This window comes from Streptomyces sp. NPDC093591 (genome assembly GCF_044764885.1).
In the GTDB taxonomy this organism is placed as follows: Bacteria; Actinomycetota; Actinomycetes; order Streptomycetales; family Streptomycetaceae; genus Streptomyces.
Map to the genome: position 1 here is coordinate 677,214 of NZ_JBIWIY010000001.1, position 19,629 is coordinate 696,842.

21 protein-coding genes are annotated in these 19,629 nt (G+C 72.1%); 7 read left to right on the plus strand and 14 right to left on the minus strand.

All coding sequences use genetic code 11. From position 1 onward, the window contains the following. Positions 1 to 68: 68 nt before the first annotated feature. The 3 genes from rho to ACIREI_RS02905 all read right to left on the minus strand — a co-directional run bounded on the left by rho (position 69) and on the right by ACIREI_RS02905 (position 2,817). Positions 69 to 1,205, minus strand: coding sequence for a transcription termination factor Rho (gene rho, locus ACIREI_RS02895; protein WP_403326679.1), 1,137 nt, complete (start codon positions 1,203 to 1,205; stop codon positions 69 to 71). A 244-nt stretch (positions 1,206 to 1,449) separates the two neighbouring features. Next, entirely contained in the window at positions 1,450 to 2,277 is an 828-nt protein-coding gene (locus ACIREI_RS02900) for a class I SAM-dependent methyltransferase (protein ID WP_403326681.1), read from the minus strand. A 141-nt stretch (positions 2,278 to 2,418) separates the two neighbouring features. Beyond that, positions 2,419 to 2,817, minus strand: coding sequence for a nuclear transport factor 2 family protein (locus ACIREI_RS02905; protein WP_403326683.1), 399 nt, complete (start codon positions 2,815 to 2,817; stop codon positions 2,419 to 2,421). Between the two features lie 70 nt (positions 2,818 to 2,887). On the opposite strand from ACIREI_RS02905, the gene ACIREI_RS02910 reads away from it, so the two are divergent. Beyond that, positions 2,888 to 3,445, plus strand: a complete 558-nt coding sequence (locus ACIREI_RS02910; RefSeq protein WP_403326685.1) for a PadR family transcriptional regulator — start codon at positions 2,888 to 2,890, stop codon at positions 3,443 to 3,445. Between the two features lie 5 nt (positions 3,446 to 3,450). Continuing rightward, positions 3,451 to 4,194, plus strand: coding sequence for a methyltransferase domain-containing protein (locus ACIREI_RS02915; protein WP_403326687.1), 744 nt, complete (start codon positions 3,451 to 3,453; stop codon positions 4,192 to 4,194). On the opposite strand, the gene ACIREI_RS02920 is transcribed toward ACIREI_RS02915, so the two are convergent. From ACIREI_RS02920 to ACIREI_RS02950, 7 genes are all read right to left on the minus strand, one after another. Beyond that, the gene (locus ACIREI_RS02920) at positions 4,172 to 4,915 is read right to left on the minus strand and encodes a GntR family transcriptional regulator (RefSeq protein ID WP_403326688.1); all 744 of its coding nucleotides are present in this window, start codon (positions 4,913 to 4,915) and stop codon (positions 4,172 to 4,174) included. The genes ACIREI_RS02915 and ACIREI_RS02920 overlap by 23 nt on opposite strands. 130 nt (positions 4,916 to 5,045) lie before the next feature. Then, entirely contained in the window at positions 5,046 to 6,212 is a 1,167-nt protein-coding gene (locus ACIREI_RS02925; RefSeq protein ID WP_403326689.1) for a serine hydrolase domain-containing protein, read from the minus strand. Positions 6,213 to 6,319: 107 nt separating this feature from the next. Beyond that, entirely contained in the window at positions 6,320 to 6,724 is a 405-nt protein-coding gene (locus tag ACIREI_RS02930) for a nuclear transport factor 2 family protein (protein ID WP_403326690.1), read from the minus strand. A gap of 10 nt (positions 6,725 to 6,734) precedes the next feature. Beyond that, positions 6,735 to 7,703: an acetylxylan esterase gene (locus tag ACIREI_RS02935; RefSeq protein WP_403326691.1), complete on the minus strand. Its 969-nt coding sequence runs from the start codon at positions 7,701 to 7,703 to the stop codon at positions 6,735 to 6,737. A 405-nt stretch (positions 7,704 to 8,108) separates the two neighbouring features. Continuing rightward, positions 8,109 to 8,693: a hypothetical protein gene (locus ACIREI_RS02940; protein ID WP_403326693.1), complete on the minus strand. Its 585-nt coding sequence runs from the start codon at positions 8,691 to 8,693 to the stop codon at positions 8,109 to 8,111. A gap of 76 nt (positions 8,694 to 8,769) precedes the next feature. After that, positions 8,770 to 9,525, minus strand: coding sequence for a ferredoxin reductase (locus ACIREI_RS02945; protein WP_403326883.1), 756 nt, complete (start codon positions 9,523 to 9,525; stop codon positions 8,770 to 8,772). A gap of 7 nt (positions 9,526 to 9,532) precedes the next feature. After that, the gene (locus tag ACIREI_RS02950; protein ID WP_403326695.1) at positions 9,533 to 10,138 is read right to left on the minus strand and encodes a sulfite oxidase-like oxidoreductase; all 606 of its coding nucleotides are present in this window, start codon (positions 10,136 to 10,138) and stop codon (positions 9,533 to 9,535) included. Positions 10,139 to 10,434: 296 nt separating this feature from the next. Between ACIREI_RS02950 and ACIREI_RS02955 the strand changes: the two genes are divergently transcribed. Then, on the plus strand, positions 10,435 to 11,241 hold the full coding sequence (locus ACIREI_RS02955; RefSeq protein ID WP_403326696.1) for a putative protein N(5)-glutamine methyltransferase: 807 nt from the start codon (positions 10,435 to 10,437) through the stop codon (positions 11,239 to 11,241). A 164-nt stretch (positions 11,242 to 11,405) separates the two neighbouring features. Here the strand turns inward: ACIREI_RS02955 and ACIREI_RS02960 are convergent, their stop codons facing one another. Next, on the minus strand, positions 11,406 to 13,484 hold the full coding sequence (locus ACIREI_RS02960) for a SpoIIE family protein phosphatase (RefSeq protein ID WP_403326698.1): 2,079 nt from the start codon (positions 13,482 to 13,484) through the stop codon (positions 11,406 to 11,408). A 270-nt stretch (positions 13,485 to 13,754) separates the two neighbouring features. Between ACIREI_RS02960 and ACIREI_RS02965 the strand changes: the two genes are divergently transcribed. Beyond that, on the plus strand, positions 13,755 to 14,627 hold the full coding sequence (locus ACIREI_RS02965) for a hypothetical protein (RefSeq protein ID WP_403326700.1): 873 nt from the start codon (positions 13,755 to 13,757) through the stop codon (positions 14,625 to 14,627). 134 nt (positions 14,628 to 14,761) lie between these two features. Further along, a complete protein-coding gene (locus ACIREI_RS02970) occupies positions 14,762 to 15,136 on the plus strand; it encodes a hypothetical protein (RefSeq protein WP_403326702.1) in 375 nt (124 codons plus the stop codon). 24 nt (positions 15,137 to 15,160) lie between these two features. Here the strand turns inward: ACIREI_RS02970 and ACIREI_RS02975 are convergent, their stop codons facing one another. Next, positions 15,161 to 15,934 carry a M20/M25/M40 family metallo-hydrolase gene (locus ACIREI_RS02975; protein ID WP_403326885.1) on the minus strand — a complete coding sequence of 258 codons (774 nt, stop codon included), beginning with the start codon at positions 15,932 to 15,934 and terminating at the stop codon, positions 15,161 to 15,163. Next, entirely contained in the window at positions 15,826 to 16,320 is a 495-nt protein-coding gene (locus ACIREI_RS02980; protein ID WP_403326704.1) for a hypothetical protein, read from the minus strand. The genes ACIREI_RS02975 and ACIREI_RS02980 overlap by 109 nt, the downstream gene beginning before the upstream one ends. 118 nt (positions 16,321 to 16,438) lie before the next feature. On the opposite strand from ACIREI_RS02980, the gene ACIREI_RS02985 reads away from it, so the two are divergent. Both ACIREI_RS02985 and ACIREI_RS02990 read left to right on the plus strand, forming a co-directional pair. Continuing rightward, complete coding sequence (locus tag ACIREI_RS02985; protein WP_403326706.1) at positions 16,439 to 18,454, plus strand: FAD-dependent oxidoreductase; 2,016 nt, start codon at positions 16,439 to 16,441, stop codon at positions 18,452 to 18,454. Between the two features lie 31 nt (positions 18,455 to 18,485). Next, on the plus strand, positions 18,486 to 19,037 hold the full coding sequence (locus ACIREI_RS02990) for a PadR family transcriptional regulator (RefSeq protein WP_403326707.1): 552 nt from the start codon (positions 18,486 to 18,488) through the stop codon (positions 19,035 to 19,037). A 30-nt stretch (positions 19,038 to 19,067) separates the two neighbouring features. Here the strand turns inward: ACIREI_RS02990 and ACIREI_RS02995 are convergent, their stop codons facing one another. Next, positions 19,068 to 19,598 (minus strand): hypothetical protein, encoded by a 531-nt coding sequence (locus ACIREI_RS02995; RefSeq protein WP_403326709.1) that lies wholly within the window; start codon positions 19,596 to 19,598, stop codon positions 19,068 to 19,070. Between the last annotated feature and the right edge of the window lie 31 nt (positions 19,599 to 19,629).

Below are 19,629 nucleotides of genomic sequence, written 5' to 3' on the forward strand. Positions count from 1 at the left end.
CGTACACCGCGCTGCCCGGGCCGGGAGGGGCGCGCCGGCACCCGGACGGGCGATGCCCGCGCGACGCGTCACTCGCCCGGCAGCGTCGGCTGGATCCGGCGCAGGAACGTGGCGTTGTCGGGCGTCTCACGCATGCGCTCCAGGAGGGTCTCCAGGTTAGCCTGGCCGTCCCGGGTCTGCAGCGCCCGGCGCAGGCCGCGCACGGTCGTCAACTCGGCCGGGGGCAGGAGGAGTTCCTCACGGCGGGTGCCGGACGGGGTGAGGTCGACGGCGGGGAAGACACGGCGGGAGGCGAGGTCCCGGCTGAGGCGCAGCTCCATGTTGCCGGTGCTCTTGAGCTCCTCGAAGTAGAAGTCGTCGGCCCGGGAGCCGGTCTCCACCAGGGCGGTGGCGAGGATGGTCAGCGAACCGCCCTCCTCGGCCAGGCGCGCGGCCCCGAAGAACCGCTTCGGCCCGTGCAGCGCGGCCGCGTCGACGCCGCCGCTCAGGGTGCGGCCACCGGACGCGGCCGCGTTGTTGTGCGCCCGGCACAGCCGGGTCAGGGAGTCCAACAGGATGACGACGTCCTCGCCGGCCTCGACGAGCCGCTTGGCCCGTTCGATGACGAGCTCGGCCAGCGCGATGTGCTGCTTGGGCGCCCGGTCGAAGGTCGAGGCGTACACCTCGCCCCGCACCGAGCGCCGCATGTCGGTGACTTCCTCGGGGCGCTCGTCGAGGAGCACCACCATGAGCCGGCACTCCGGGTGGTTGCCGGCGACGGCCGCCGCGATCTGCTGGAGCAGCACGGTCTTGCCGGTCTTGGGCGGGGCCACGATCAGCCCTCGCTGGCCCTTGCCGACGGGCGCGATCAGATCGGCGACCCGCCCGGTCAGCCCGGATGCCGGGTGTTCGAGACGGATCCGTTCACGTGGGTGGAGCGGCGTCAGCTCGCCGAAGCTGCGGCGGTTCCCGGCGGGCGTCCGCCCGTTGACGCGGGCGACTTCGGTGAGTACACGCCGGTCGCCGTGCACGCCGTCGACGAGGTCGCCCTTGCGCAGGCCGTACCGGCGGATCACAGCGGGGGAGACCTGAAGGTCGGAGGGCGCGGGCAGCAGGTTCTCGGCACGCAGGTGGCCCTTCCCGTTCGCGTCGATGTCGAGGACGCCGGTGACGGCCCGGGCCGGGGACTGCTGCTGGACTGGGGGGTGTTCGAGTGTGGTGGTCATGAGGGGCGGTCCTTTCACGGACGGAAGGCATGAGACATGCGGAGGGAAGGAATGAGCCGCAGACATCGGGAAGGCGGACAGAGAGCCTTCGGGCGGCGGGAGACAGCACCTCGGATACGGCGGAGCCACTGGTCACGAGGTGGTGAGGTGAAGCCGGTACGACGACCGGCGAACTGAGGAAGAACCAGTACCAGCGTCCACGACGGGACGTACACAGGTACTAGTGGGACGGTACCACGGAGGCTCAGCGCGTGGCGAGCAAACCGTAGAGCAGGGGAATGCGCGGCTCGGGAAGCCGCCACCAGCCGGAGGGTGTGCGGACCATCTGCGGCCAGCGCTGCCAGGGCAGTTCCTCGCTCTCGCGCAGCCGCCGGACGGTCAGTCCCGCTCCCGTCAACGCGCCGACGACCTCTCCTATTCCGTGCATCCACTCATAGCTGTCGGTGGCGCCCTCCACGGCCGGGCCGTCCGTGTAGGTGCGCGTCGCGTCGCGGTGCACGGCACCGTCACCGCCCAGGTAGTCGTGGCGCAGCAGCAGCTCGGGTCCTTCGCCCGGACCGGGTTTCGGGCCGAGGGAGTTGAGCAGCGGGTGGAACTCGACGATGTACAACCGCCCACCAGGGCGCAGGAGTCGGGCCAGGACAGCCGCCCAGCGGCCGAGGTCGGGCAGATAGCACAGGGCGCCCTTGCCCGTGTACACCACGTCGAACTGCCGCCGCCCCAGCGCCTCCACGGCGTCGTACACATTCGCCTGTACGTACGTGACGTCGAGCCCCGCCTTCTCGGCGATGCCCTGCGCTGCGGCCACGGACGCCTCGGAGAAGTCCAGGCCGACGGCCCGCGCCCCGCGCTGCGCGAAGGCGATCGTCTCGGTGCCGAGGTGGCACTGCAGATGGAGCACATCGCGGCCGGCCAGCTCACCGAGGTCGTCCCATTCGAAGGACGCGAACCAGCGGGCGGGATCGAGATCCTGGTCGAGGCCGTAGAACCGGCTGGCGAGGTGGACGGGGGTGCGGGCGTCCCAGTTCGCCTGGTTCGCCGACATCATCCGCGCGTGCTCGTCGGTGGTCATGGGGACATCCAACCGCGAACGGGCCACGCCCGGCGGCAGGAATGCGGGACACGGTGCACCCGAGTGCCGATTCGGCCACTGCTGCTCGCCGTGGGGGGCGACGGCAGGGCCCCGAAGGCCACCGGGCCGCCCCCGCGGCCGTCACGCCGACCGCGCCTCCGCCTCCTTCGCGATCCGCTCGAACTGCGCCCCCATCGCCTCGGCCAGAGCCTGCGCGCCCGACAGCGGACGGACCATGACCATGAACTCGTCGATCAGACCGTCCTCGTTCACCCGGAGGAAGTCGCAGCCGGTGATCTCCCGGTCGCCCACCCGCGCGGTGAAGACCAGCGCGTGATCACGGCCGCCCGGGTCGTTGATCTCCCGCACATAGCGGAAGTCCTCGAAGACCCGCACCACACCGCGCAGGATCGCCGCGGTGATCGCTTTGCCCGGGTACGGCTTGAACACGACCGGGCTGGTGAAGACGACGTCCTCCGCCAGCAGGGCCTCCACGGCATCGAAGTCGCCTGCCTCGACCGCCTCACGGAACGCGCGCATCGGATCACCTCATAGTCAATTAGTTGAGTAGGTGCCGATGACAATAATCACCTGCTGTTAACGTGTCCACATGTCCCTCAAGTACGCCGTCCTCGCCGCCCTCCTCGACGGCGAGGCCTCGGGCTACGAGCTGTCCAAGGTCTTCGACGTGTCGTTCGCCAACTTCTGGCCGGCGACCCCGCAACAGCTCTACCGGGAGCTGGAACGCCTGGAGCGGGACGGCCTGGTCGAGGCCCGGTTCGTGCGGCAGGAACGGCGGCCGAACAAGCGGATGTTCACGCTCACCGCGGCCGGCCGGGACGACCTGCGCGCCTTCGCCGCCGAGCCGCCCCGACGGCCCACCGCCATCCGCGACGAACTCCTGATCAAGCTCCAGGCCATGGAGGACCCCGAGGCCGCCCGCGCCCTGATCGAAGAGCGCAGGACATGGGCGCGCGGGAAACTCGACCGCTACGAACGCGTTCGTGGCCGCCTCCTCGACGGGCGGACCGAGGAGGAGTACTTGCACGACTGCGACCACATCGGGCCGTACCTGACGCTGCTGCGTGGAATCTCCTTCGAGGAGGAGAACCTGCGCTGGTGCGAGCGCGTTCTGGCCGTCCTGAAGCAGCGCGTCGTGACGAGGTGACACGGATGTTCAGCCCCGAAGGCCCCTCCCTGCGCGAACTCGCCGTCCAGGCGCTGTCGTCCGTCCAGCGCGGATACGACCTGCTCGCCCCGAAGTTCGACCACACACCGTTCCGGACACCGGACTCGGTGCTCGACGCAGTCACGGCGGCCCTCGCGCGGACCGGCCCGTACGACGACGGCCTCGACCTGTGCTGCGGGACGGGCGCGGGCGTCGAGGTGCTGGCCGAGGTGTGCCGGCGCAGTGTCACCGGCGTCGACTTCAGTGCCGGCATGCTCGACGTCGCCCGGCGCCAGGTGAAGGCGGAGGACACGCGCGTCGCCTGGGTCCAGGCGGACGCCCGTGCCCTGCCGTTCGGCCCCGCCTTCGACCTCGTGGTGAGCTTCGGGGCGTTCGGTCACTTCCTGCCCCGTGAGCTGCCAGGGCTGTTCGCTCAGGTGCACTCCGTGCTGCGGCCCGGGGGGAGCTTCGCGTTCCCGGTCGTGGCCCCGGCCCGCCCCACCTCCCCGGCCTACTGGATGCTGCTGGGCTTCGACGCGGTGATGCGGGTGCGCAACGCCGTGTGGCGCCCGCCCTTCGTCATGTACTACCGGGCCTTCCGGCTCGGGGAGGTGCGTAGTGAGCTCGCCCGCGCCGGCTTCCAGGTGGAGCTGCGGGCGCTGCCCGAGTTCGGGCGGCGGCGGGACGGCAGCCCACGCGTGCGGATGGTCGTGGCCCGACGCCCGCTCAGCCCGCCGACGGCAGCGTGAACTCGTAGACCAAGGCGTCCTGTTGGGCGTCCACGAGGAGGTCCGTGATCTCCAGCGGGCGGGAGTACTGGTCGTGCACGCGCCGGGTGACCCGCACCGAAGGGGCCCCCGGGAGCCGGGTGATGGCGTCCCGGTGGTGCAGGGTCAGCCCCGCTTTGCGCATCCAGTCGTAGGCGCGGCGCAGTTGGGCCGATCCGGTGCCGTCGGCGCGGTCGCGATAGCGGGCGAGTTCGGCCACCTCGGCGAGCGCCACCGCGGAGAAGGACGTCACAGCCGTACGCCGGCCGCGTCCGTCGGCGCCCGCGGACTCGTAGCGGTGCACCAGGGTCGGCCGGTGCGGGGCGAGCCCCAGCGCCTCGGCGTGCTCCGGCGGGGGAGTTTCCCAGGCGACCGTGGCCCGGTCCACCGCCCCCGGGATCGCGGTGCGTGCGCCGACCGGGAAGGTGAGGGATGCCGGGGTCTCGACCGGCGGACCGGGCAGGGTGGCATGGCTGCCCCGCCGGTCGGTGGCGACCAGGCCGCTGCGGCGCAGCACCTCCAGGGCCTGCCGTACGGTCTCCCTGCTGACCTCGAAGTGCTCCGCCAACTGCCGTTCCCCCGGCAGTCGTTCGCCGGGCGGGATGGTTCCGTCGCGCAGCTCGCCGACCAGCTGGCCGGCGATCCTCCGGTACAGCGGCTGCGCTTCGGTGAGCGGGCGGTCGTGCGGGGTGGTGCGGGCCATGCCGCGCCTCCTGTTGGTGACGTGTCGTAGCCGTGCGGGTTCGTTGCGCCACCAGATCCAAGCATTGGTCTAAACCATCAGGGAAGAGCGGTCCGTCACTTCGGCCGAAACGGCCCGTGCGTTCCGGTCGTCACAGGACGCCGTAGAGGGCGTCGAGCAGGGCCATCTTCCGCGGGTCGTCGGCGATATGAGGCCCCATCCGGTTCATCACATAGCCCAGCGACACCCCGGCCTCCGGATCGGCCAGACCGCAGGAGCCACCGAAGCCGTCGTGTCCGAAAGCCCGCGGGTTGGGCCCGTACGAGCCGTTCGGCCCGCTCAGCCAGAGGCCGAGTCCGACCTCCGTCTCCCTGCCGAGCCCGGCACCGAGCACCAGATCGCGACAGCGGCCCTGCCCCTCGCGCACCCGCTCGGCCGCCTCCGGGGACAGGACGCGGTGGCCGTCGTACGATCCACGGCCCGCGAAGATGCCGTACAGGGCGGCGACCGCCCGTGCGGTGCCGTGTCCGTTCGCCGCGGGGATCTCGGCGGCCCGCCACTCGGACGAATTGGCCTGCGCCGCCCCCACGGCGGGGTTGGTCACCGCGGCCAGTGCGGCGGGGGTCAACTGGCTGAAGATCGCGGCCTGTTCACTGCTCGTCGCGACCGGCGGCTGCACCAGCTCGGCCACCCTCTCGGAGTCCTTCTCCGGCAACCCGATCGCGAAGTCGATCCCGAGCGGCCCGGTCACCTCCTGCTCCAGGAAGGCTCCGGGCAGCAGTCCCGACACACGCCGCACGACCTCCCCGACCAGGAAGCCGTACGTGAACGCGTGATATCCGGACCGCGTCCCCGGCGCCCACCACGGCTCCATCGCCGCGAGCCGCTGCGTCGTCAACTCCCAGTCGCACAGCTGCTGAAGCGAGTGCGGCTCCCGCAGCCCGGACAGTCCGGCTCGGTGCGACAGCAGATGCCGTACGAGGATCTGCTCCTTGCCCGCGGCGGCGAACTCCGGCCAGTACGTGGCCACCGGCGCGTCGAGGTCGATCAGTCCCCGGTCGGCGAGGATGTGCGCGCACAACGCCGTCGGCCCCTTGGACGTGGACCATACGTTGACCAGCGTCTCGCGCTCCCAGGGGCGGCTGTGCGCCGCGTCGGCCCAGCCACCCCACAGGTCCACGACGGTCTCGCCGGCCACGGTGACGGCGACCGCGGCGCCCAGCTCCCCGCGCTCCCGGAAATTCGCCTCGAACGCCGTCCGCACCGCCGCGAACCGCGGATCGCAGTGCCCGTGCACCTGTGCCTCGTGCTCCGCCATGCCCCACCCCTCGTCGTCCGCCGGAAACCCGGGCCGCGGCAGGCGACCCGGGCTCACAGAACGTACCGACTGGTCGGACTGGGTGGAAGGTGCCGAACACGCCGAACTCACTCGAAGAACAGCGCGCCCTCCGGCTCCTGATGCCCCTCGACGGTGTGCCAGTAGTCGCGGGTCTCGACGGCCAGCCCCGTGGCGTCGAAACGCACGAAGACGCAGCCGGCGAGCGTGGCCGGCGCGCCGTCCTCCTCCGCGAGGACCCGGAACTCGGCCACGGCCACACCGCCCGCGCCGACGACCGGCGCGGAGAAGCGCACATCGGTCACCTGCTCGCCGGCGAACGACCAGCGCAGATAGGCGGCCAGTTCGGCGCGCCCCCGGTGCGGCGCGCGGAACGGCATCGAGCGGTGGACGCAGTCCTCGGCGTACAGCTCCAGCAGCGCCTCCACGTCATGTTCGGTCCAGGCCCGCTGCCAGACCCGGACGAACCGCTCCGCGGCCTCACGCGTCCGCATGTGCGGCCTCTCAGGCGTGCGAGCGCAGCCAGTCCAGCTTGGCCGCCTCGTGGAACGGACCGCCGCCCTCGTGGTCGTTGAAGTCGTACACCTCGATGGCCTTCTCGTCGTGGGCCCAGGCGTTGAAGGCCGCGTACACGGTGGAGGGCGGGCAGGTCTGGTCCTCCAGGGCCGCCGAGAAGAGGGCGGGCGACCGGCCGCGGGCGGCGAAGTGGACGCCGTCGAAGTAGGACAGGGTGCGCAGGACGTCCTCGGTGCGGCCCCGGTGCGTCTTGAGGTAGAGGCCGATCTCGCGGTACGGGTGGCGGTCCGTGAGGGTCGCCGCGCGCGGGTAGTCGCACAGGAACGGCACGTCCGGCGCGATCGCCGTCAGATCCGGCACCAGGCCGCCCACGGCGATCGTGATGCCGCCGCCCTGACTCGAACCGAGCGCGACCGTGCGCGAGGCGTCGGCCAGCGGATGGGAACGGGCGGCCTCCACGGCGCGCACCGCGTCGGTGAACACCCGGCGGTAGTAGTAGTTCTCGGGCGCGTCGATGCCACGGGTCATGAAACCGGGGTAGGCCGGCGCGGCGCCCACCGGGTCCGGCGTCCCGCCGCCGGCGCCCCACGCGCTGCCCTGGCCACGCGTGTCCATCATGAAGTGCGCCCGGCCCGTGGACGCCCACAGCAGATTCTCGTGCGGCAGACCGCGCCCGCCGCCGTAACCGATGAACTCCACGACCAGCGGCAGCGGCTCGGTGGCCCCGGCGGGCAGCCGCAGCCAGCCCTTCACCGGGTGACCGCCGAACCCGGCGAACGTCACGTCGTAGACCTGCACCGTGGAAAGGCCCGTGTCGACCGGCTCGAAGCGGGCGTCCAGCGGGTGCTGGCGGGCCTCGTCGAGCGTCTTGGACCAGAACGCGTCGAAGTCCTCGGGCGCGACGGACTCGCTGCGGTACTCGCGCAGTTCGTCGAGCGGAAGGTCGAACAGGGCCATGGCGGACCGCCTTTGCCGAGAGTGAGTGCGGATGATCACACCGTACGTGGATGATCGGAGGACTCGCCAGATCTTTCCCGTGCCCAGCCCCTACGATGGCGCCACGACGTCTGCTGTCGATCCTCCGGTCCGGACTGCGGACCTGCTGGTCAGAGACGCTGAACTGCTGGTCGTGGACGGGGAGCGGGAGATGCCGGGCGGCAGGCTGGCCGTCACCGGTGGTCGGGTCACCGGCGTCGAACGTCGACCGCGGCGAGCCCCGCTCGACCGGGCCGGCGGACGCCCTGCGGGCGCACGACCGGATCGCGCGCCGTATGCAGAGGCGTGGGTGGCGTCATGCGGCGGCGTGAGTAGCGTCGTCCGGGCGCAGCGCGCCCGGGAGAGGGGTCACGGGGACGCCGCCGGTCAGGCCCGGCGGCCCGTCCACTCCGGCTCCGTCCGGGCCCACTCCTGATCCCATTCGGCCAGGCGACGACGCATCGCGGCATGGCGTACGACCGCATGGCCGGAGAGGATCACGGCGACCGCGCCGCCCGTCGCGCAGACGCCGATGATGACGGTGTGCTGCCAGACCGCCGTGCTGTCCGCGGGCGGGGCCACACCGCGGCCGCGGGAGTCCAGCCATACGTCGACCGTGTCGCCGTTGCGTGTGCCCGCCGGGACGCGTGCCGTGGCCGTGCGCGGATCGCCGTCCGGCTCCGTCCAGCGGACCGTCGCCCTCTCGGACGGCCGCCGTCCGTCCTGTGCCACGGGGAGGGCGTCGGAGGTCCTGCCGACGACCTCGGCCCGGAGGTGACGGCGCTCGGCACGCTGCTCCCGGGCGGCGGCCCGGGCTTCGTCATGGGCCCACCAGGCCGTGAGCGTCCCGACCAGGGGAGCGACGACGAGCAGCAGGACCACCACGGCCAGAAACGTCCACGCCTCGACGACATCCGACCGGCGGCGCAGCGGACTGTGCCGCAGGCGCCGGCCACGCACCCGGTATCGCATGGCGTCCAGGTACCCCGTACACCGGACATCGTTCCTGACGATCCCGGCCGACACGCGTCCGAGGCCGGACCGTCGATCAGCCGAACCGCTCGATCCGGATGCGGTGCACGGGCTGACCTGCCGCGACGAGCAGTCGGGAGGCATGCTCCGCGAACCCGTTGGAGCCGCACACATAGGCCTCCCACCCACCGGGCGGCTGCTCGGCCAGGAGTGGCGCCACATGTGCGGCGGCCATACGTCCCACGCGCACACCCTCCGGAGCGCTCCGTGTGAACACGGGCGTCGTCTCCGCGCCGTACTCCCGCGCGTAGATCAGCTCCTCGGGGCTACGCGCGGACACCAGCAGCCGCAGCGGCACGTCCAGGCCCCGCGCCTTGTGGTGCCGCACCATCGACATCAGCGGTACGACGCCGGAGCCGGCGCCGACCAGCAGCGCGGGCCGGTCCCCGGGCCAGGCGAAGAAGCCGCTGAGCGGGCCGCGCACCTCCACCGAGTCACCGGGCTTCGCGACCGTGTGGAACCAGCCGGACACCTCACCGCCCTCGACATGGTCCAGAGTCAGCTCGATGTGCCCGGCGTCATCCGGCGCGGACGCGATCGAGTAGTGGCGCTGGGCCACATAGCCGTCCTCGGCGGTCAGCCGCAGCATCAGGTGCTGTCCGGGCAGATGGCCCGCCCAGGCGGGCACCGCGAGGCGGAAGGTGGCGGCGTGCGGGGTCTCGCGGCGGATCTCGGTGATCGTGGCGGTCTGCCACACAGCGGCGGCCCGGTTGCTGACGGCGATCCGCCCGGGCACGGCGAAACGGGTCGGGGGAGTGAACGTCTCGGTCACAGTCGCCTCAGTCACCGGAGTACCTCTGCTCCTCCCAGGGGTTGCCGCGGGCGTGGTAGCCGTTCTGCTCCCAGAAGCCCGGCTCGTCGTGGTCGAGGATCCGCAGGCCCGCGATCCACTTGGCGCTCTTCCAGAAGTACAGGTGCGGCACCAGCAGCCGTGCCGGGCCACCGTGCTCCGGGGCGAGTGGCTCCCCGTCGAACTCCCAGGCGATCCACGCCCGCCCACCGGTCAGGTCGGCGAGCGGCAGGTTGGTGATGTACCCGGTGTGCGCATAGGCAACGGCATGTGTGGCGGACACATGGGGCCGGACCACATCGAGGAAGGCGTCCAGTGAGACCCCACCGAAGCGGACCCCGAACTTCGACCAGCTCGTCACACAGTGGATGTGGCCCTCGTACACCGACGCCGGCAGTTCATGTGCCTGCTCCCAGCTCCAGCTGCGCGGTTCCTCGACCAGGCCGTCGACGCGGAAGGACCAGTCGGCGGGCGTCAGCTCGGGGGTGACCTCCGCGGACAGGACGGGCCAGTCGTCGCCGGCGTCGTACTGGCCGGGCGGCAGTGCGGCGTTCGGGACGCGTGGGCGCCCGGTGAAGCCTCTGGTGACGTTCATACGGGTGGTGCCTCCAGGTCGCCGCCGGGGGCGACGGCCCGTGGGTCGAGCGTGATCAGTACGTTTGTCATTCAACCGTACGTGCCTTGGTCGGCCTTCGTCGATGCGCGGGGGCGTCGGTGATCGTTGGGGTAGGGTTGCCGTTCGGTCGGGGCGGTCCCGGCCCTGCGGAGCCCAGGAGGTGAGACCCATTACCGCTGTGTCAGGTCGGGTGCTCCCCCCTCGGATCGGCGCGGGTCACTGCCAGTAGGCGACCGCGAGAGCACCCTTCGGCTTCCGAAAGGTTCTCGGCTTCCATGCCCCCTCTCTCCTCTTCCTCGCCCTCGTCCCCCGCGCCGCTCTCGCGTGCCGCCGTGGTGACCGCGCTGCGTGCCGCCGGCTGTGTCTTCGCCGAGGACGAGGCCCGGTTGATCCTGGCCGCCGCCCGCACCTCGGACGAGCTGGCCGCCATGGTGGACCGTCGCGTCACCGGCCTGCCCCTCGAACTCGTCGTCGGCTGGGCCGAGTTCCGCGGCCTGCGCATCGCCGTCGAGCCCGGTGTCTTCGTACCCCGCCGCCGTACCGAGTTCCTGGTCGGCCAAGCCCTCGCCCATGCCCCCGACGCCTCCGTCGTGGTGGACCTGTGCTGCGGCTCGGGCGCGGTCGGCGCGGCGCTGGCCGTCGCGCTCGGCGAGGTCGAGCTGCACGCCGCCGACATCGACCCGGCGGCGGTGCGCTGCGCCCGCCGCAACGTGGCCGCCTTCGACGGTCAGGTGCACGCGGGCGACCTCTTCGCGGCGCTGCCCGACAGCTTGCGCGGCCGTGTCGGCATCCTCGCGGCGAACGTGCCGTACGTACCCACCGGCGAGGTCGGCCTGCTGCCCGCGGAGGCGCGTGAGCACGAGCCGCGGGTCGCGTTGGACGGCGGTCCGGACGGGCTGGACGTCCTGCGCCGCGTCGCGGCCGAGGCGCCCAGCTGGCTGGCACCCGGCGGCTGTGTGCTGGTCGAGACGAGTGAACGCCAGGCGCCGACGGCCCTGGAGACCTTCACCCGTAGGGGACTGTCGGCGCGTCTGGTCGCCTCCGAGGAGCTGCACGCGACGGTCGTGGTCGGCCTCAACTAGCCGGGCCGACGGGCCGGATCAGGTCATCGCGTCGTTCCTCGAAGGACGGTTCCGAGGGGCCCGAAACCGTGCCGGTCCCAATGGCGGGCTTGGGGAACTTGCCGCGCCACTCGCCCCGGCGCCCGACCCGCGGCCCCCTCTCCCCGGCGTCGGCTTCGCAGCCGTCAACTCGGCGGCAGCACGCGCGCGATGAGCAGCGCCACGTCGTCGGAGTTGTCGGGTCGGTGCAGGGTGCGCAGGAGGAGGTCGCAGCACTCCTCGAGGGGGCGGTCGGGGTCGTCGAGGAGCTCGAGGAGCGCGTCGAGGCGTTCGTCGAGCGGGTGTTGCCGGGTCTCGACGAGGCCGTCGGTGTAGAACACCAGCTGGTCGCCGGGTTCGAGGGCGACGGTCGTCGTCGAGAAGGCGACGCCGCCGACGCCCAGCGGGGCCCCGGTGGGCAGTTCGAGGAGTTCCGGGGGATGGCCGTGGCGTACGCGGGCGGGCGGCAGGTGCCCGGCGTTGGCGATCCGGCACTGCCGCAGCAGCGGGTCGTGGACGGCGTAGACGCAGGTGGCGATGGAGTGGTCGAGTCCCTCGGTGATCTTGTCGAGGTGTTCCAGGAGCAGGGTCGGCTCCAGGTCGAGGGAGGCCAGGGTGTGCGTGGCGGTGCGCAGCCGGCCCATGGTCGTGGCGGCGTCGATGCCGCTGCCCATCACGTCACCCACGACGAGCGCGGTCTTGCCGTCCTCCAGGGGGATCACGTCGAACCAGTCGCCGCCGACCTCGGCGCTGGCGCCCGCGGGCTGGTAGCGGGAGGCGACCTCCAGGCCGCCGGTCACCGGCGGATGGCTGGGCAGCAGGCTGCGCTGCAGGGTGAGGGCGGTGTCGCGGGCGTTCTGGTACCAGCGGGCGTTGTCGATCTGCACGGCCGCGCGGGCCGCCAGCTCACGGGCGAGCAGCAGGTCGTCCTCGCTGAACGGCAGGGGATTGCGGGTGCGTTTGAGGTCCAGGGCGCCGAGCACCTCGCCGCGCGCGATCAGCGGCACCGCCAGATAGGAGTGCACGCCCGCGCGGCCCAGATGGACGGCGGCCTCGGGGGAGCGGGCGATGCGCGGCAGGTCCTTCTCCTCGACCTGCGGCACCATGACCGGGCTGGCGGTGCGCACGCACTCGGTGACGAGGCGGTCCGGTCCGTAGCGGGCGACCTGGCCGGGCTGGTCGGCGGCGTCGAGAGCCTCCGTTGCGTGCTCCGCCTTGACGGCGAGGGCGCGGATGACCGCCGATTCCGCGGGCCCGAGGCTGCTGCGTCTGCCCTCCACCACGGCTTCCAGCAGATCCACGGCCGCCACGTCGGCGAGTTCCGGCACGGCGACATCGGCCAGCTCGCGCGCGGTGCGGTCCAGGTCCAGCGTGGTGCCGATCCGCGCGGAGGCGTCGGCGATGAGCGCCAGACGCCGCCGTGCCGTCTCGGCCTCGACGGCGGCCTGATGCTGCTCGGTGATGTCCACGGCCATCCCGGCGACGCCGAGCACGGTCCCCGCCGTGTCCTCCAGCCGGTAGAGCGAGATGGACCAGAAGTGCTCCTGGTCCGGGTCGGCGGGGGTCCGGCCCGTGATGCGCTGGTTGATGAGCGGTTCACCGGTCCGCAGCACCTCACGCAGCGCGGCCTCGATGGCGTCGGCGTCGATGTCCGGCAGCAGCTCGCGCGGCGTACGGCCGATGTGGTCCTCGGCGGGGATGCCGTTGAGCAGCGCCAGCGCCGCGTTGACCGAGACGTACCGCAGTTCGGTGTCGAGGACGGCCAGGCCGACCGGAGCCTGCGCGATGGTCCGCGTCGACAACGCGACGTCCCGCTCCACCTGGCGGACCGTCGACTGGTCGGCGCACAGGCCCAGCGCGTAGACGTCCCCCCTGTCGTCCAGGAGTCGCATGTTGCGGAACTCCACCAGACGGGTGCTGCCGTCCTTGCGCCGGATCGGGAAGGCGCCGGCCCAGCCCTTGCCGGTCTCCATGACGTCGGCGAACAGCTTCACGACCAGATCCAGGTGCTGCTCGTGGACCATGATCCGGGCGGCGAACTCGCCCAGCGCCTCCTGCGCCGGATAGCCGAACAGCTCCTCGGCCTGGGGGCTCCACAGCACGATGCGCCCTTCGGTGTCCAGCACCACCGAGGCCACGCCCAGCACGTCGAGCAGCCCGCTGGGCCCCACCGGCCCGCGCACCGGCTCGTCGCCCCCGGTCACGGGACGTTCGGCTGCAGACATCCCACGCACCGCCTTCGCCCATTCACGCGGCACGCCGTTCCCCCGTGCCGACTCCCCTTGTTCTACCGCGTTCAACCGTCTCCGGGCCCCCTCTGGTCGTCCACCTCCACCATCCCTCAACACGGCGGCGAACGTCCGCCGAAGACATCACGAGGGCGCGGGGGTGTGGCCGATCAGACAGCACACGTTCGCTTGCTTGGTCTGTACATGACCACGCGACCCCGGGAAACTGTCCGCCGACACGCCCCCGCCCCCCAAGGAGTCGCTCCCATGGCCCTGCGTGCCCGGCAACGTTGTCACGCCGCCCTCACCGGCCTCGTCGCCCTCACCTGCGCCGCCGCGCTGTCCACGGCCACGCCCGCGCAGGCCGCCGACACCTGGACGGAGGTGGGCTCGGACCGCGTCGACCCGCTGACCGAGAGCCAGGGCCTGACCTCCGTGGAGGTCCCGGCGAACAGCCCCAACCGCTACACGGGCATCGGCACCATCCCCACCTCGGTCAGCAGCCGCGGCTGGAACCATGTGGGTGACCCGGACGCCTCGTACAACGGCTACTACATCGAGCCGTACCAGGCCGACTCGGGCAGCGCGAAGATGTTCCGGGTGCAGGCGCCGGACGGGACCTGGTCGGAGTACGTGCACACGCTGGGCTCCGGGGAGGCGCTGAACAACTCCTTCGCCGCCGTCTCGCCCGGCGGCCAGTGGATGGTCTCCGGCGAGTGGGGCACCATGACCCGCCTGCTGGTCCACCCGACCCCGGGCGTCAACCCCGCCACCTCACCGTCGGCGAACCTCCCCTGGACGTCCAGCATCCGGCTGGACCACGCCGTACGCGACATCCAGGGCTGCGACTTCCTCGACGCCACCACCCTCCTGTGCTCCTCCGACGACCCGGCCGGGACCCTCTTCGGCATGACCAAGCCGCTGCTGCGGGTCGACCTCTCCGCCGAGCCGGGCACCTCCGACGTCACCGGTCATGTCACGGCCCTGCGTCAGCTCCCGCTGCGCAGCTCCTGCTCGGGCGACTTCGAGACCGAGGGCATCGACTACGACCGCCGTACCGGCACCCTGCGCGTGATCGTCCTCTCGCCGGGCTTCTGCGTGCTCACGGACAGCATGACGTACCGGTTCACGCGCGGCTGAGGACGCCCGCGGGCCGCGGACGGTGCGGCTGCGCCGGTAGTGCTCCGCGGCCCGTGGTGCTTTTCTTGGGGTTGGGGTCCGCTTCCGCGGGCAACCCGTGGTACCGCGGCGCGGCCACGAAAGGAGCGATCACGATGGACCGTGAACGACAGCACGAGGAGCCCGTCTCCGTCGAGATCAGCGGATGCAGCAAGGAGGACGCCCGGATCGTCCTCGACACGCTGTGCGCGTGCTTCGAGTCCGACCGGGGCCCCGAGGACGTGCCGCAGCAGCTCCACGAGACGCGGCCCATGGTGTGGCTCGGTACGTTCGAGGTGACGGACACGCACGAGTGCCCGCCTCCCGCCCGGCTCTCGTCGTCCGTGGAGGCCGACGCGCAGGGCGGCTACTGGGCCATCGAACGGCTCCGTACGACGCTGGACTCCCTGTTCACGGTGCACGACCTGTCCTCGGCCTCGGGCGACCAGGAGCGGGAGCTGCACGTGGTGCTGGAGAGCCGTCCCGCATGAGGAGCCGGGCGAGGAGGCGCCGGGTCAGGGCGAGCCCAGCAGGCTGAGCACGGCACGCCGGTAGACGGCGTGGACGGCGGGCAGGTCCTCCAGACAGGCCTGCTCGTCCACGCCGTGCAGCCCCTCGTACCGCACGCCGAAGCCGGCGGTCGCCGGGATGCCCTCACCTGCCAGCAGATTGCCGATGTTGGACGGACCGGCGGTCTTCGGCCGAACGGTCAGACCCTCCCGGGCGGCGGCGTCCAGCAGCGCCGCGGCGGGCTGCTGGTCCTTCACCAGTCGATACGGCGGCCAGGCGGCCACCGGGGCGATCACGGTCGGCCGCGGTGCGGGCACCCGCACGTCCAGCTCGCCCACCGCCGCACGCACCAGCTGCTCGGCGGCGTCGGCGTCGAAGGCCGGCGTGGTGCGGATGTCGACGCCCAGCTCGCACAGGTCGGGCACGACCGAGAAGCCCTGACCGCCGTGGCAGGAGGTCACCGTCAGCTTCGGCGGCAGGGGGAACTCGCCGCCGCCGTCCGGGAGTTGGAGGTCTTCCAGGAGCCGTACGAGATGTGCCGCGCGGGAGACGGCCCCCGGTGCCGTGCGGCGGGACCCCGAGTGGCCCGAGGCCGCGTGCACGGCGATCATGGCCCGCCACAGGCCCCGCCCGCCGACCACGACCTCGTCGAGCCCCGGGTAGCCGATCATCACCCCTGACGGGCGCACCGCCTCCGGATCGGCGAGGTAGGCGCGGGCGCCGCCGAAGCCGCCCGTGTGCTCGTCGGCGTCGAGGAGCACCGCGAGCCCGCCGTGCAAGGTGCCGGCCCGGCCGTGCAGCTCGGCGGCGATGCCGCAGAACATCGCCGCCGCGAGCTGGAGTCGGCGGCGCCCCTGCCGCGCAGTCGGCCGTCGACGACCTCGCCGGAGTCCGGCGCGAACGACCAGGCGCCCTCGTCGCCGTAGGGCGCGGTGTCGACACAGGCGTCCAGTGCCCACCATCGGCCGGGCCGGCCGCCCGTGACCTCGATCAGCAGACCGACAACGCCGCCCGTGTCGCCGTAGAGGCGGCGATACGGCAGCTCACGCACCGCGAGCCAGTCCTCCAGGACGCCGAGGACCGGGCCGTAGTCGTCGATCCCGGCGCGGCTGGGGCAGCGGATCAGACGCTGGGCGAGGTCGATCACGTCGGCGTGTGCGGTCATGGGCCCACTGTGCCCCGGCGTGGTCCGTGTCACCCCTCTCCGTTTGTGCAACTAGTTGCATAAACATCTCGCGGTCCTCTACAACTACAGAGGCACGAAACCGCGCATGGAGGCCCCGATGAGCCGTTACCCCCACCTGCTGAGCCCGCTCGACCTGGGCTTCACCACGCTGCCGAACCGCGTCCTCATGGGCTCCATGCACGTGGGCCTGGAGGAGGCCGAGCGCGGCTTCGAGCGCATGGCCGCCTTCTACGCCGAGCGGGCGCGCGGGGGAGTGGGGCTCATCGTCACCGGAGGTATCGCCCCCAACGACGAGGGCCGGCCGTACGAGGGCGGCGCGAAGCTCACCACCGAGGCGGAGGCCGAGCAGCACCGGGCCATCACCGACGCCGTGCACCGCGAGGGCGGCCGGATCGCGATGCAGATCCTGCACTTCGGCCGGTACGCCTACCACCAGGACCTCGTCGCCCCCAGCCCGCTCCAGGCGCCGATCAGCCCCTTCCCGCCGCGCGAGCTCACCGACGCCGACGTCGAGCGGACCATCGACGACTACGCGCGTGCCGCCCGCCTCGCCCGGCAGGCGGGGTACGACGGCGTGGAGATCATGGGCTCCGAGGGCTACCTGATCAACGAGTTCATCGCCGCGCAGACCAACCACCGCACCGACCGCTGGGGCGGCTCGTACGAGAACCGCATGCGCTTCCCGGTGGAGATCGTCCGGCGGGTGCGCGAGGCCGTCGGCGACGACTTCATCATCGTCTACCGGCTGTCCATGCTGGACCTCGTGCCGGGCGGCTCCACGCTCGACGAGGTCATCACCCTCGCCAAGGCCGTCGAGGCCGCCGGGGCGACGATCATCAACACCGGCATCGGCTGGCACGAGGCGCGCATCCCCACCATCGCCACCTCGGTGCCGCGCGGGGCCTACACCTGGGTCACCAAGCGGCTGATGGGCGAGGTCTCCGTGCCGCTCGTCACCACCAACCGCATCAACACCCCCGAGCTGGCCGAGGAGTTGCTGGCCGACGGCTGCGCGGACATGGTGTCGATGGCCCGCCCGATGCTCGCCGACCCCGACTTCGTGGCCAAGGCCGCCGCCGGGAAGCCGGAGGCCATCAACACCTGCATCGGCTGCAACCAGGCCTGCCTCGACCACACCTTCAGCGGCAAGATCACGTCCTGCCTGGTCAACCCGCGCGCCTGCCACGAGACCGAGCTGACCCTGTCCCCGACCCGGCTGCGCAAGCGGGTCGCGGTGGTGGGCGCGGGACCCGCCGGCCTCGCCTGTGCCGTGAGCGCGGCCGAACGCGGCCACGAGGTCACGCTGTTCGACGCGGCGAGCGAGATCGGCGGCCAGCTGAACGTCGCCCGCAAGGTCCCGGGCAAGCAGGAGTTCGACGAGACGCTGCGCTACTTCCGCCACCAGCTGGACTGGCAGGGCGTGGACGTACGGCTGAACACCTGGGTGTCGGCCGAGGACCTCGCCGCCTACGACGAGGTCGTGGTCGCCACCGGCGTCAGCCCGCGCACCCCGGACATCCCCGGCGTCGACCACCCCAGCGTCGTCGGCTACCTCGACGTCCTGCGCGACGGCGCCCCCGTCGGCGAGCGCGTCGCCGTCCTCGGCGCGGGCGGCATCGGCTTCGACGTCGCCGAGTTCCTCACCGACGGCGGCGACAAGGCCAGCGAGGACCCGGCGACGTACTTCCGCCAGTGGGGCGTCGACATGGACTACATGGGCCCCGGCGGCCTCGCCGCCCCCGAGCGCCCCGCCCCGCCGCGCACCGTCCACCTGCTCCAGCGCAAGACGACCAAGGTCGGCGCGGGCCTGGGCAAGACCACCGGCTGGATCCACCGCACCGAGCTCAAGCACCGCGGCGTCACCATGGTCCCGGGCGTGCGCTACGACCGTATCGACGACGCCGGACTGCACGTCACCGTCGGCGAGGAGAGCACGGTGCTGGAGGTCGACACCATCGTCCTGTGCACCGGGCAGGAGCCGCGCCGCGACCTGTACGAGGCACTGCTCGCCGCGGGCCACAGCGCGCACCTCATCGGCGGTGCCGACGTGGCCGCCGAACTGGACGCCAAGCGCGCCATCAAGCAGGGCACCGAGCTGGCCGCGAGCCTGTAGGGGCGCCTGAGCGCGTCCCTAGGATGAGCCCATGTCACTCCCGCACGCGATCCTCACCGCCCTGGTCGAAAAGCCGTCATCGGGGCTGGACCTGACCCGCCGGTTCGACAAGTCGATCGGGTACTTCTGGTCGGCGACGCATCAGCAGATCTATCGCGAGCTGGGAAAACTGGAGACCGAGGGCCTCATCCGGACGCTTCCGTCGGAGCAGCCGACCCGCGGGCAGAAGAAGAGCTACGAGGTCCTGCCCGCGGGCCGCGCCGAACTGGCCCGCTGGACCGCCGCGTCCCAGGACCCGAGGCCCCACCGCGACACGCTGCTGCTGCGCATGCGTGCCGCGGCCGTCGTGGGGACCGAGGGCATCGAGGCCGACCTGCGGCGCCATCTCGATCTGCACCAGCGGCAGTTGGCCGAGTACGAGGAGATCGAGAAGCGCGACTTCCCGCCCGGCAAGGACAGTTCGCAGGACCGGCTGCGGCACCTGGTGCTGCGTGCCGGCATCGATCTGGAGACCTTCTGGACGCAGTGGCTCACCCGCGCCCTGGAGGAGTTCGCGGAACTGCCGGGCCACGAGACGGCGTGAGCCGAGGGCCCTTCGGGGCCGGTACGGCGTTCAGAGCCGGTACGGCTTCGAGCGGCGGCGCATGGCCCAGGCCGCCGCGGCCAGGACACCCGTGCCCACCAGGGCGCCGCCCGCCACCAGCGTCATCGTGCCGTAGTCCTTGCTGCCACCGCCCATGCCACCCATGACGCCGCGCGACGGCGAGGCCGTCGCGGAGACCCTGGGGGCCGTGACGATGACCGACTGGGTGCCCGCCGTCGAGCCGTTGGAGCACACGACGATCACGGTGTACGTGCCCGGGCTCACGCCGGCCCAGGCCGCCGACTGCAGTGAGGCCGTCCCCGAGAGGGAGACCTGCCGTCCCTGGGCGAAATTCGCCTGGCTGCTGTTGAGCAGCGAGGCGGTGCCCCAGCTGCCGTTGACGTTGGTGCACGCGCTGGTCGTGACGGAGACCGTGGAGCCGGTGGTGCTCACGGAGATCCCCGAGACCGCGGCGGCCGGACCGGCGGCCAGGGCGAACGGAAGAGCGGAGGCGGCTGCCACGGTCAGGCCCGAGCGGAGGAAGAGCGATGAGTTGCGCATGTGATGCCCTCCGGCGGCACGGTTGGCGGTA